General features: G+C 49.1%; 12 protein-coding genes. 6 read left to right on the top strand and 6 right to left on the bottom strand.

Translation table 11 applies throughout. From position 1 onward, the window contains the following. Positions 1-255 precede the first annotated feature (255 nt). Together ACXX82_RS14620 and ACXX82_RS14625 are read left to right on the top strand one after the other, a co-directional pair. Entirely contained in the window at positions 256-2,460 is a 2,205-nt protein-coding gene (locus ACXX82_RS14620) for a TonB-dependent receptor (RefSeq protein WP_458563156.1), read from the top strand. An 18-nt stretch (positions 2,461-2,478) separates the two neighbouring features. Then, positions 2,479-3,165: a Fe2+-dependent dioxygenase gene (locus tag ACXX82_RS14625; protein WP_323505741.1), complete on the top strand. Its 687-nt coding sequence runs from the start codon at positions 2,479-2,481 to the stop codon at positions 3,163-3,165. Between the two features lie 73 nt (positions 3,166-3,238). On the opposite strand, the gene ACXX82_RS14630 is transcribed toward ACXX82_RS14625, so the two are convergent. The 5 genes from ACXX82_RS14630 to ACXX82_RS14650 all read right to left on the bottom strand — a co-directional run bounded on the left by ACXX82_RS14630 (position 3,239) and on the right by ACXX82_RS14650 (position 7,013). Then, entirely contained in the window at positions 3,239-4,126 is an 888-nt protein-coding gene (locus ACXX82_RS14630; RefSeq protein WP_458563157.1) for a CopD family protein, read from the bottom strand. Next, positions 4,126-4,518 (bottom strand): copper resistance CopC family protein, encoded by a 393-nt coding sequence (locus tag ACXX82_RS14635; protein WP_458563158.1) that lies wholly within the window; start codon positions 4,516-4,518, stop codon positions 4,126-4,128. The genes ACXX82_RS14630 and ACXX82_RS14635 overlap by 1 nt, the downstream gene beginning before the upstream one ends. Positions 4,519-4,529: 11 nt before the next feature. Then, positions 4,530-5,417, bottom strand: a complete 888-nt coding sequence (locus ACXX82_RS14640) for a hypothetical protein (RefSeq protein ID WP_458563159.1) — start codon at positions 5,415-5,417, stop codon at positions 4,530-4,532. A 93-nt stretch (positions 5,418-5,510) separates the two neighbouring features. After that, positions 5,511-6,023 carry a DUF2946 family protein gene (locus ACXX82_RS14645; RefSeq protein WP_458563160.1) on the bottom strand — a complete coding sequence of 171 codons (513 nt, stop codon included), beginning with the start codon at positions 6,021-6,023 and terminating at the stop codon, positions 5,511-5,513. 189 nt (positions 6,024-6,212) lie between these two features. Further along, entirely contained in the window at positions 6,213-7,013 is an 801-nt protein-coding gene (locus ACXX82_RS14650) for a tyrosine-protein phosphatase (RefSeq protein WP_322235972.1), read from the bottom strand. Positions 7,014-7,348: 335 nt separating this feature from the next. On the opposite strand from ACXX82_RS14650, the gene ACXX82_RS14655 reads away from it, so the two are divergent. From ACXX82_RS14655 to ACXX82_RS14670, 4 genes are all read left to right on the top strand, one after another. Continuing rightward, the gene (locus tag ACXX82_RS14655; protein ID WP_458563161.1) at positions 7,349-8,608 is read left to right on the top strand and encodes an SfnB family sulfur acquisition oxidoreductase; all 1,260 of its coding nucleotides are present in this window, start codon (positions 7,349-7,351) and stop codon (positions 8,606-8,608) included. Between the two features lie 77 nt (positions 8,609-8,685). Then, positions 8,686-9,948, top strand: coding sequence for an SfnB family sulfur acquisition oxidoreductase (locus ACXX82_RS14660; protein ID WP_458563162.1), 1,263 nt, complete (start codon positions 8,686-8,688; stop codon positions 9,946-9,948). A gap of 119 nt (positions 9,949-10,067) precedes the next feature. Then, positions 10,068-11,462, top strand: coding sequence for an LLM class flavin-dependent oxidoreductase (locus ACXX82_RS14665; protein ID WP_458563163.1), 1,395 nt, complete (start codon positions 10,068-10,070; stop codon positions 11,460-11,462). A 223-nt stretch (positions 11,463-11,685) separates the two neighbouring features. After that, on the top strand, positions 11,686-11,931 hold the full coding sequence (locus ACXX82_RS14670; protein ID WP_322235980.1) for a hypothetical protein: 246 nt from the start codon (positions 11,686-11,688) through the stop codon (positions 11,929-11,931). 48 nt (positions 11,932-11,979) lie between these two features. Here ACXX82_RS14670 and ACXX82_RS14675 read toward each other — a convergent pair whose 3' ends face one another. Further along, positions 11,980-12,459, bottom strand: coding sequence for a hypothetical protein (locus ACXX82_RS14675; protein ID WP_322235982.1), 480 nt, complete (start codon positions 12,457-12,459; stop codon positions 11,980-11,982). Positions 12,460-12,470: the final 11 nt, after the last annotated feature.

The raw sequence follows: 12,470 nt of genomic DNA on the forward strand, positions 1-12,470 counted from the left end.
ATTAAATTTTGCCCTACCGTAGAATCATGCAAAATGTGAATATTGCCCTTTGGAATATTACGGGCACAGTCGAAGAACGCGTCGCTTACTTATAACTCTTATTTATAGCTTTATTTATATCTGTTTATTGCTTTTGTAATCTTAGTCAGCCAACTGGGTTTTTATCCGGCCAGCCAGCCAATTGCTTCACCGTAAAAACACTTTATTGCCCGATTAATACGTCGGGCACACTCTGACTGATCAAGGAATTAAGTAATGAACCGACGTCTCACGCCATTGGCCGCCGCTTTGCTGGCAGCCTTTGCAGCGCCTGTTGCCATGCAGCAAACCGCCTTCGCACAAACCGTACAAACCACACCGGCTGCACAAACTACCCAAGCTGAAGCAACTTTACCTGAAGTCGCGGTCAAAAGTCAGATTGATACATCAGACTACAATCCCGTCACAAGTACTGTTGGTGGCAAGGTTGCTACGCAGATTCGTGACATTCCGCAATCGGTGAATGTCATTAATCGTGCAGTTCTTGAAGCCCAGGGCGCTGCCTCGCTGCAAGAAGCGCTGCGCAATGTGCCGGGTATTACAATCGGCGGCGCTGAAGGCGGGCAAATCGGTAACAACTTCAATTTGCGTGGTTTTAGTGCGCGTACCGACATGTATCTCGATGGTTCGCGTGATCGCGGTCAGTATTATCGTGACACGTACTATTTGGAATCAGTCGAAGTGTTGAAGGGTCCTTCGTCGATGTTATTCGGCCGTGGATCAACTGGTGGCGTGATTAACCAAGTCAGCAAGACGCCATTTTTGACAGATGCGAATCAAGTATCTCTGAGCGCTGACACCAACGGCGGCGTGCGTTCGACGGGCGATTTTAATCGCAAGTTGTCCGATACTTCGGCGTTCCGCATCGAAATGATGGGGCAACAAGCAAAAACAAATCGTGACCAGATGACCAATCAGGATTTCGGTGTTGCTCCTTCGCTGCGTTTCGGCATCGGTACACCAACTGAAGTGACCTTGTCCGCGTTGATTTCACACAATCGCGATATGCCGGATTATGGTCTGCCACCGGTAAATAATCATCCAGCGCAAGTCTCGCGCGATACTTTTTATGGTCTCAATGACGATCGTACTATTCAGGACGTCGCAATCGTCAGTGCGCGCGTTGAGCACAAGATTAACGAAAATGTGACCTTGCGTAATCAGACGCAGTACAGCGATTACGTCACGAATGCACGGGAAACAGCGGCTAATAACGTTGGTACAGTCACTAACGGTACCTTTACTGCATTGCCAACGGTTGCACAGGGCAACACGACTGCATTGCCTTTGAGTCAGCTTTATGTCAAGTTAGCTAGCCATGACCGTAACATTCATGACCAATCGTTAGACAATCAAACCGACTTGATCGCCAAGTTCGATACCGGCACGCTCAAGCATACCTTGATCGTTGGGTCTGAAATTAGCCACGACGAATATGACAATGCTGGCACTACGCGTAACAATTTGCCGATCGTCACAATGGTTGATCCAGTCTATCAATCACAACCGTCGAACGTCACCACAACGGTCGGCAATCGCGCCAAGTCTAGCGCGAATGCGCTGGCGGCCTATGTAAACGACACTGTCGCTTTAAATAAGGAATGGAAACTGGTTGGCGGCGTGCGTTGGGACCGCTATCAGGCTGAACTGAACAACAGCATCGCTACTGGTACGCCAGCGTTGACCCGCGCGGACCAAACGGTGAATTTCACCAGTGTTCGTGCTGGTGTAATTTATCAACCAACCGATGCGCAGTCTTACTACGCGTCATACGGCACTTCGTTCAATCCTTCATTGGAACAATTGACCGTCACTTCAGGTCTCCAGAACGTGGCTCCAGAGACGAATAAATCATATGAAATCGGTGCTAAATGGGATCTGTTCAATGGCGATCTGTCCCTCACATCGGCGATATTCGATATTGAAAAAACCAATGCGCGATCATTAGTCACGACAGGTGTTTATCAGCTCGACGGCGATGTGCGTGTTACCGGTTTTGAATTGGGTGCAAGCGGTCACATCACGCCGCAATGGCAAGTTATCGGCGGCTATACGCATTTGAATCCGACCGTCATACATGCCTCCGCAGCAGATGGCACGCAAGGTAAAACGCTAGCCAATACACCACGCGACAACTTGACTTTGTGGACTACCTATAACCTGACCAAAATTTGGGAAGTCGGCGGCGGTATGCTGTATATGTCGAGTCGTTTCGCCAGCAATACCAACGTGGTTTCTGCAGGTGGTTACACGCGTTTTGATGCTACTGTCGCGTATCATCAACCAAAATATGATCTGCGTTTGAATCTACTCAACTTGACCAATAAGCATTACATTGACGCGTTGATCCCTTCTGACGGTGGTCGTTCGGTTCCGGGTGTTGGCATCACGCTGCTAGCAAGCGTAAACTATCGTTTTTAATGTGAAGGTGATCGACCCATGTTGTTAGAAATCCCCAAGGTATTGAACGCCGAGCAACTTCTTCTGGTGCGAGATAAACTAAACGCTGCGGGGGACGCATGGGTTGATGGTCGTGCGACGGCTGGTCATCAAGGCGCGCAGGTCAAGCGCAATTTGCAAATCAATGAACACGCGCCGATAGCAATTGAACTGGGTGATTTGATTTTGGCCGAGCTGGAGCGTCATCCTCTTTTTATCAGCGCCACACTGCCGCATCATGTCTATCCGCCGATGTTCAATCTGTATCAAGGCGGAATGGCGTTTGGCAGCCATGTTGACGGTGCAATAAGGCAGGTTCCGGGAAGTCGGCTCAAGATACGCACCGACATCTCGGTGACGCTGTTTTTGAGTGAGCCGGATACCTACGACGGCGGAGAATTGCTGATCGAGGACACCTACGGTGTGCAGTCGGTCAAACTTCCGGCTGGCCACATGATCGTCTATCCGGCAACCAGTTTGCATCAGGTCAAGCCCGTAACAAGCGGTGCGCGACTAGCCGCATTCTTCTGGGTCCAGAGCATGATTCGGGATGATGGACAACGGACTTTGTTATACGATCTGGATAGCGCGATTCAACGTCTTAATCAAAGCGCCGCCGATCCGCACGCGTTGGTCCAATTGACCGGTAGTTATCATAATTTGCTCCGCATGTGGACCGACATATAGTTATAGGACTTCCAAAAACCGCCCGGGCGGTGTTGTGCTTTCTTAACCGCCCTAGCGTACTGTCTTAAATTCCTTATTGCACTGGCATCGTCGTTCCCAACTTTGCAGCCAATACCAGCACGACCAACAGCACGATCAGTTCGGCTATCAATACTCGCCTGAAACCGGCTGCACCGGCGTTTTTATTGCGGTCTAGTTGTGTTAGCCAATACCAGCGGTTGCGTAATCCTAAGCCGGAGGCAATCAGCACGGCGCACAGTTTGGCCAGCAATATCCAGGCATAATCAGAAGCCCAAATATCGCTCGCATGTCCCATCGTTCTTGCTACGTTAAACAAGCCGCTCCCAATGACGAGGAGGAGAGCCCACGTGGCGACTTCAGAGAGACGATGCGCCAGCGCGCTACGTTGGGATAAACCCCAATGCTTCCAGTCGGTGCTAAGTAACGCGCAGACAATTACCGATCCAACCCAAGTTGTCGCCGCAAGTATGTGCGCCGTGTGAATCAATACCCAAAAGCTGAAAAACCCCTGATCTGCCGCGTGCCCGGTTGCGGCCCGTGCAAATGAGAATCCGATCAGGCCAAGTATAAACAGCTCACGACGCGCAGGAATGTTGACCGCGGTGACGGCGATTGCCAACAAGATCCATGCGGCGAACGCCAACCAAAGCATCTCCCCAAAATGCGACTGTGTTAATACCAGCCATAAAGATGTTGGAAGGTCGCTAAGATTGCTGTCGGTCATTGCGATGGTACTGAAGCAGTAATACGCCAGCAGGCCAACACCGAGCAACCAGCAAGCCCAGCGGGTGATGTTATCGAGTCGGTGAGATGGCGCCCCCGATGACGCCGCCGATCTCAGTGCTGGTCGCAGCACAACCACGCCAATCGCTATTGCCAGCGCAGCGTTCATTATTGCCGCAAACAATGGTTGCAGCCAGTTGGCGGCGACCGATCCCATCACTTGACCGTGAAGGTATAAGTGCCTTGCGTACGGTGTCCATCGTCTGCTACCGCAATCCATTTCACGTGATAAACGCCTGTTGGCAGCGTTGGCAAGGGCACATGCATAGTCTTGTGCGTCGTACTATCAACTTCGGCCTTGGCGCTGTTGATTTGCTTGCCTTGCGCATTACTGACGATCAGGCTGCTGAATGCCGGTTCAAGCGCTTCGTCATACGTGATGCGAACTTCTTGCGGTGCACTGACGACCGCACCTGCTAATGGCGACTGCGTCTCAGGATGGGCGTGAGCAAAGGCCTGACCAATACCACCTAAGCAAAGTGCGCTAAATGTGATCAGCGCAATCAGGCGTAGGAATGTTCGAACGGATGAAAAATAAAGTTTTTGCATGGTATTACCTTTTAGAAAATGGGTTTTCCGACTGAATGCGGGAACATGTCATCGAAGAAAAAATGGGTTTGGATGAGTACGCCAATACCATGCCCGCTGGCACTATTGGCCGGAATTTGCGCTTCCAATCCGATCTGACCCAAGCGCGATTCCCATATAACACCAGGATTTATCGTTCCCGTGGTATGACCGGAGCAACTGCCGCTGGTGCACGTGCTCATCGCCAGTTCGACGATGGGGATCATATTGGCAAAAGGCTTGGATAACCCGATGTTTTTGACGAACGATTGCAGATAAGGCAAGCTGTATTGCAGCGTCATGCCCCAGTTCAGCGCATTGGGAACATTGCTATTGCTTGCAGTTTGCTGCCCGACCGTACCGGTAATAGCCAACGGCTTAAGCCAGCGCAGCGCTTCGGGTAAATCGCCGAATCCTTTGCCCGCGTAAATTGTTGGCGTATACGTTGAATAACTGCTGCCGATTGCTTTACTGCCAGTGCCGCCGATATCAGTATCAATCCCGACCGACAACAGGAACTCGTGCACAGGGTTCACGTAGGCCATGTATTTGATACCAAGTCTCAGGTTGTCGAATCCCTTCACGGTTGGATCACCGGCAGCGCGTTGTGTGGCGTAGTTGGTGCCAACACTGATCGCCAGATTGGAGGTGATGGTTTTGGCGTAGTTGACCGATAAGCTATTGACGCTGGCGGTATTGCCGTCGTCATTTGGTGTTCTGATGTGACCGAACTGAAAATCAAGTTCGTCGCCGACACCGGGATCATCAACCGCCATCGTTGCTGGAAAGATACGGTCGCCTGCTACGGCATGTGCATGTCCAAGTGGCGCGAGACTTGCGATAGCAAGGCCAAACGCCGCACGAGTAAGTGCGTTTCGCATGATGTCAACATCCATTGAGAAAGAGTGATGAAGCAAGTTGCCGCGCAGCATAAAAGGCAAAGCGCGGCAGGATGTCAAAAATCCAGAATGGTCTTAAAACAGCGGCGGAGGTTGTGGACGACTTGCGGCGGCGACAGTGCGTGGGCGGAATGCGGCGCCGAGTATGGCGATGAAGGCGTGGTGGATGTGGGCGACGGCAGCGAGTTGCGGCAGCGTATTGACTAAAAAAGGACTATGTGAAAAGAGATTGCAGTAACCGCAGGCTTCCTGACCGTCTTGACCGTCTTGACCTCGATGACCAGAATGCGCTCGTTGCGTCTGTTGCGACTGTTGCTCAGGCAGACGGTGCGTCATACCCTTCATTCCCGACATTCCCATCATATCGTGCATCTTTGATGCGCCATGGTCGATATTATCCGCTTCGGCGGATGCCGCCGTATGAACTATGCAGAGCGGTGACGCTTGAATAATCTGTGCCAGCATGGGTGTTCTATTGTGAAACCGCTTGGCCGCCAACGTTTGCGAAATCATAGGCGCGAACCCACTTATCAAGATAACTAGTATCCCAATCCACGCGCCATAGTGCATTCGTCGTAAAGCCAGCATATTCAATAACCCAGCCACTATTGTGGAGACGATACTATTATCACATAGGTATCTGGGATCATCCTAATGATATGTAGAGCAATCATTAAGATGATAAATGGTGTGATCGCATTACTGGGCCGACTCTTATTGGGGGAAGCGCAAAGAAACATCGGGCCGGTCTGATCAGAAAACATCTGACTTCACTTCTCAAATCGTTTCTAAATAATTATCACGAATGCGCGCTACATCTATCCCCAAAACCCTTTCCAGATAATGCTGCATGCCGCCGTGGTCATCATCGATCACTTGCTGGGCAGCATCCAGATAAGCCGCCTCGACCGATAGCAACGGTGCCATTACATCCTTCGGTAATCGCAGCTTTTTGACTTGTTCCTGTAGTTGCGCATTCCCCGTGGTGTTGCTGCGATTGGATTCCAGGTAATCGGCAATAATATCCGCGTGATCGATGCCGAGCGCGGATAGCAGCAGAAGACTAGCGAAGCCAGTCCTGTCTTTTCCGGCCGTGCAGTGATAAAGAATAGTGTGATTTTTCTCTGCCAGCTGTAAAAAACGCCGGTATTGGGCTTGGTATCGCACCGGAAAATCGCGATAGAACGCGATCATGAATGCACGACTGTCATCCGCGGTGCCATTCTGCAATGCAGATAGAACAGACAATTGCGACAGATTGCCCACCATGATCGGATCAGCGATCCAGTTAAACACATGTGCAAATGGCGTCTCCGCAGATTTCTTTTCACCATCAGTTCTAAAGTCAATCACCACATCCAGATTAAAGCGCTGTAATTGCGCGATATCAGTCGCCGTAGCCAGCCCGGGATTGGCGCTGCGAAGTAGTCGTCCGGTTTGAATCCGTCTGCCATCCGACGCGATTTTCCCGCCAAGGTCGCGAATATTCTGCACCTGTTGGAATAAAGATTGCAGCTCGGCTGGTGAGTCGTCAATTGACGTTTCTGTAGCGGCTGGCGATGTTGGGTTTTGTGACAAAAAGATCTCCTTAATGATTGAAGCGTGTAGCGCAAGAGCTAATTGAACATCCGCATCACACTTATCCCGCCGATAGAAAACGATGGGATTCAACTGGATGCGGCGCTATACATCAGACGCTACAGAAGCCGCTAGTTTACTGCAAACCGGCCGCATGACACATTTAGCGATAAGCGTGACGATTTCTTCGCCAGCATTCTCATGCTGAATTCCTACTTATAAATGCAAAATCCTTCGTTCAGAATTTATTCGAATTTTGGTTTAATGAATCACTATTTTTTATTGCCACTCGTTGTTCAGTTTTTGATGAAAGATACACATTATTAAGATTGGTCATGTCAGTCGTTACGCCGCAATTCATCCGCACGCAAATAAAAGGAATGCCAGCCTTGCCAGATTTTTCAACAGCAGCACATCGTATACAGAGCGATACCGAGGCGATCGCAATAGCCCAACATCTGGCGCACGATTTTAAGCAGGAAGCTGTGGTTCGAGATCGCGAACGACGTTTACCGGTCGCTGAAATGGTACGCTTCTCTGCTAGTGGTTTAGGGGCAATCACCGTTCCGTCATCGCATGGTGGTGCCGGAGTATCGTGGGCGACCCTGGCAGAGGTAATTAGAATTATTTCGGTCGTCGACCCGGCGATTGGGCAAATCCCGCAAAACCATTTTGGGATATTGAACGTTCTTGAACAAACGGGCAGTGAAAGCCAAAAAATATTTTTTTATAATGCGGTACTAGGTGGCGCACGACTAGGAAATGCAGGCCCCGAACGGACCACTAAAAACGTCCTGGATGTTGGGACGCGCATTACCAAAATAAGCGGTAATGATAATAACTATCTATTAAATGGCAGGCGCTTTTATTCAACCGGCGCTTTATTTGCAGATTGGATTCCAACTAAAGCGTTAGATGAATCTGGCCGCAGTGTATTTGTGTTTGTTGCACGGCAAAGTCCAGGATTAAGCATCGTGGATGATTGGTCCGGGTTTGGTCAGCGCACTACCGCCAGCGGTACAGTGATATTCGATCAGGTGCGCGTATCTGCGCAATGTGTCGTCCCTCTCGAAAAAATCGTTGATCAGGCCAATAATACTGGTCCGGTATCGCAATTAATACAAGCGGCGATTGATGTCGGAATAGCCCGGGCAGCGTTGGAAGATACGGTCACATTTTTGCACCAAAAAAGGTGTACACCTGACGATAGCAGTCTTGCACTTGATACCAGCGATCCTTTCATTGTTAGTGATATTGGTTCGCTATTTATACGCCTTCACGCCGCTGAGGCATTGTTGGAACGTGCCGCCATTACCCTTGATCAAATGGTATCGCCGATCAATTTTGAACAGATGGCCGAGGCCTCCGTTAATGTCGCCGAAGCCAAGGTGCTGACGACTGAAATTGCATTAGACGCCAGTGAAAAATTGTTTGAACTGGTTGGTTTAGAAACAACGTCAGCTAAATATAATCTTGATCGTCATTGGCGCAATGCACGGGTTCATACCCTACATGATCCGGTTCGATGGAAATATTTTTCGGTTGGAAATTATTACCTTAATGAGATTGCGCCACCTCGTCACGCGTGGAGTTGATAGAACTTTTCATCTGTTGTGATCTATTTTGACGCTCTCTCACAACATTACTTTACTATTTTTTGAATAGACCTCCGATGCCAAATAGCACTACTTTTTTAGCACCAATACCCAACGCGACCGTTGAAAAAAAGCCATTTTCTCAAGTCGATAAGGGGCGGGTCGTTTCGGTCATTACTAGTGATGATGAAGCGCTCGTCATTGCGCGCCAGCTTGCGGCTGAATTTTTAGTTGAAGCGGGACTGCGTGATCAGACCAGACAATTGCCGTGGAATGAGTTGGAGCGCTATGTATGCTCCGGGTTATGGGCTATTTCCATTCCCAAAGAATATGGTGGCGCCGGCGTGTCAAATGTGACGTTGGCGGAAGTTATTGCCATCATTTCCAGTGCCGATGGGTCAATTGGTCAGATTCCGCAGAATCACTTTTATGCGGTTGAAATTTTACGTGTCAACGGAACCGAATCGCAGAAACAATTTTTCTTTGAACGGGTGTTGCTAGGTGACCGGTTTGGGAATGCGCTGGCGGAACTTGGTACGCGAACCTCGCAAGATCGCACTACAAGATTAACCCGGGATGGCAAAGGCTTCCGCATCAATGGCCGCAAGTTCTATGCAACTGGCGCGTTATACGCCGATTGGATACCGACTTCAGTCATTGATGACGATGGTATCCAGCAATTAGCTTTTGTTCCGCGCAGTGCAGAGGGTTTGACGATTATCGATGACTGGTCCGGGTTTGGTCAACGCACTACCGGAAGTGGTTCAGTGCTATTAGAAAATGTTACGGTTGATGCAAATCACATCGTGTCGTTTCAAGCAGCTTTTGAACGACCTACCCATATCGGGCCATTTGCGCAATTGCTTCACGCAGCAATCGATTTAGGCCTGGCGCGGGCAGCGATCACCGACACGATCGGCTTTGTGCGGAGCCGATCCAGACCTTGGGTCGATAGCGGGGCGCAACGTGCGTCCGAAGATCCACTAACGATTCATGAGGTCGGTAATCTGACCATTCATCTTCACGCTGCAGAGGCATTACTAGAGAGAGCAGGGCGCTGGGTAGATCAAGCGGCGGCACATCCCGACGAGGAAAGCGTTGCTGCGGCCTCTATAGCAGTGGCTGAAGCGCGGGTATTGACCACTGAAATTTCCTTATTGGCAGGTAGCAAGCTGTTTGAATTAGCAGGTTCGCAATCGACTTTAGCAGAACATAACCTCGACCGCCATTGGCGTAATGCCCGTACGCACACGTTGCACGATCCGGTTCGCTGGAAGTATTTCGCTGTTGGAAATTACTATCTCAACGGTAAAAAGCCACCGCGTCACGGTGCAATTTAGTGTTGGATAGTATTTAGTCTTTGATCTCAATTAAGTTCGATGAAGCCTTATTCTAGATCATGGTATTTCTATTTTTATTTCCATTTGTATTTATGGAGATTCCGTTGAATTGAATCAACATGCAAAAAAAGAAAATTGTTCTCAACGCATTCAGTATGAACTGCGTGAACCATATTAACCATGGACTATGGACGCACCCGCGCGACGAGTCCGAGAATTATAACGATATCGCGTACTGGACAGATCTGGCAAAGTTGCTGGAGCGCGGTAAGTTTGATGGTTTATTCCTCGCCGATATTGTCGGCGTCTATGACGTCTATCAGGACTCCGTCGATTTGACCTTACGCGAGTCGATTCAACTGCCGGTCAATGATCCGTTGATGTTGATCTCGGCTATGGCGTATGTCACCGAGCATCTCGGCTTTGGCGTCACGGTCAATCTCAGCTATGAGCAGCCTTTCCTTTTTGCACGCAAGCTATCGACATTAGATCATCTGACAAAAGGACGCATTGGCTGGAATATTGTGACGGGTTATTTGGAGAGTGCCGCGAAAGCAGTCGGCTTGTCGACCCAACTGGATCACGATCAACGCTATGACCGCGCTGATGAATTTATGGAAGTGGTGTACAAGTTATGGGAGGGTTGCTGGGAGGATGAAGCCGTCCTGCGTGACCGCACACGTCGTATTTATGCACAGCCAGACCGTGTCCATAAAATTAATCATCATGGTGATTACTATCACGTTGACGCGATCCATTTGAGTGAACCCTCATTGCAGCGGACGCCAGTACTTTATCAGGCTGGCTCATCGGGTCGTGGCCAAGTCTTTGCCGGACGCCATGCCGAAAGTATTTTTATTTCCGGTCAAACTAAAGAAGCAGCCCGTGAGCTAGTCGCCAGCGCGCGTCAGGCCGCTATAGCGCAAGGCCGCGAAGCCAACGACGTGAAAGTTTTCATGGGGTTGACGGTAGTGGTGGCACCTACTGAAAAAGAAGCATGGGATTTATATCGCGAATACAGTGAGTACGCCAGTCCGGAAGCAGGACTGGCTCATTTTTCCAGCGGAACTGGTATTGATTTTTCAAAATACGAAATGGACGAGCCGATACGCGCCGTCAAGAATAATGCCATCGAATCGCTCACCAAGGCGATTACAAATCCAGGCCTTGAATGGACCAAACGAAAGTTGCTGGATCAATTGGCTTTGGGTGGACGTTACGCCACGATTATAGGATCGCCTTCGCAAGTTGCCGATGCGCTGGAGGATTGGATGCGTGATACGGATATTGATGGGTTTAATCTGACGCGAACGGTCAGTCCGGAGAGTTTTGTCGCCTTCGTCGATCTGGTTATTCCGGAACTACAGCGGCGCGGCATATATAAAACAGACTACGAGGAAGGGTCGCTGCGCCAAAAAATGTTTGGCAACGGTAATCGTTTGCCCGAGCAGCATATCTCGGCTCGATATCGTCATCATGATCGTGCGAATTCTGTGCTTGATGTGGCCGTATAGATATTGGGCTACGACAGTTGTTCATGCGGCGGCGGACGATAGAGGAAAATTAATTCGTTCGACTACCGCAATGGATTGCCTCCGGTATTGCTCTACCAAACCTATTAGGGACCCCAAAGATTGGGGTCTTATTTCGGGTTAAACCAGCTATCAGTGCGCCAAAAAATGTCTTGCTCACTGAAATAAAGAATCTAATTTATTAATATATTTAAAGGGGAAAAGTATGTTTCGTCGGTTTTGGTCTACCATTGCAGCGGTGTTATTATTCGCCGCAAGTATTAACGCCTTTGCAGAAGATAAAGTCATCAGAATCGGCGCTACCAGCGGGCCGCAAGCACAGGTTTTGGAAGTTGCTAAACGGGTCTTGGAGCGGCAGTCGGGCGTCGTTCTACGCTTATACGTAGTTCAACGTTTGGTTCAGTACCTTGGCCTTTTGTTTCCGCAAGTCCAAGATCACACCAGAATATAATTAAGCAAGCCAGGAATTTCATTGTTCGAACGTTTTTCATCACTGTAATCAGCGTGGAAATGGCTCTGGCTGCGCAATTTTAAAAAATATTTTATTGTAGCCAGACTTTTCTGAGGTGTTATAAATGACAAATACTTCGCCCAGACTTAGAATATTTTTTTCTGAAATGGCAGTGACCAATCCGGATTTATTCGCTTTAAGGTTAACTTTTCCAAGAGCGTTGTAAATAATATTCGGGCTATTCGTAACATCAGTGACCAGTCCATCCGCCTCGATCATTTCGACGGTAACTTGAACATTTTTCCCGCTGATAATCGGAATGGTATTCGCGTTTATTGTAACTCCTGCTTCTTCCTCGCTTGAAAATGGTATTTTTTCCATTTCTCGCTCTCCGAGAAAAACACGTCCGTCTACACTGATGCGCAGCTCAACATTGGGGCCAGTGCCTTGGTATTTACGAATGGACTCGGCAAATACCTGACTAGAACATAATATTATTACAAAACAAACCAAGGCTATTTTCTTCATAAAATAATCTC

Source organism: Glaciimonas sp. GNP009 (assembly GCF_054343755.1).

Coding starts and splice junctions, on each gene's coding strand:
- ACXX82_RS14670 (WP_322235980.1), top strand. CDS start 11,686: ATGTTTCGTCGGTTTTGGTCTACCATTGCAGCGGTGTTATTATTCGCC.
- ACXX82_RS14635 (WP_458563158.1), bottom strand. CDS start 4,518: ATGCAAAAACTTTATTTTTCATCCGTTCGAACATTCCTACGCCTGATT.
- ACXX82_RS14665 (WP_458563163.1), top strand. CDS start 10,068: ATGCAAAAAAAGAAAATTGTTCTCAACGCATTCAGTATGAACTGCGTG.
- ACXX82_RS14640 (WP_458563159.1), bottom strand. CDS start 5,417: ATGCGAAACGCACTTACTCGTGCGGCGTTTGGCCTTGCTATCGCAAGT.
- ACXX82_RS14625 (WP_323505741.1), top strand. CDS start 2,479: ATGTTGTTAGAAATCCCCAAGGTATTGAACGCCGAGCAACTTCTTCTG.
- ACXX82_RS14675 (WP_322235982.1), bottom strand. CDS start 12,459: ATGAAGAAAATAGCCTTGGTTTGTTTTGTAATAATATTATGTTCTAGT.
- ACXX82_RS14630 (WP_458563157.1), bottom strand. CDS start 4,126: ATGGGATCGGTCGCCGCCAACTGGCTGCAACCATTGTTTGCGGCAATA.
- ACXX82_RS14660 (WP_458563162.1), top strand. CDS start 8,686: ATGCCAAATAGCACTACTTTTTTAGCACCAATACCCAACGCGACCGTT.
- ACXX82_RS14645 (WP_458563160.1), bottom strand. CDS start 6,023: ATGCTGGCTTTACGACGAATGCACTATGGCGCGTGGATTGGGATACTA.
- ACXX82_RS14655 (WP_458563161.1), top strand. CDS start 7,349: ATGTCAGTCGTTACGCCGCAATTCATCCGCACGCAAATAAAAGGAATG.
- ACXX82_RS14620 (WP_458563156.1), top strand. CDS start 256: ATGAACCGACGTCTCACGCCATTGGCCGCCGCTTTGCTGGCAGCCTTT.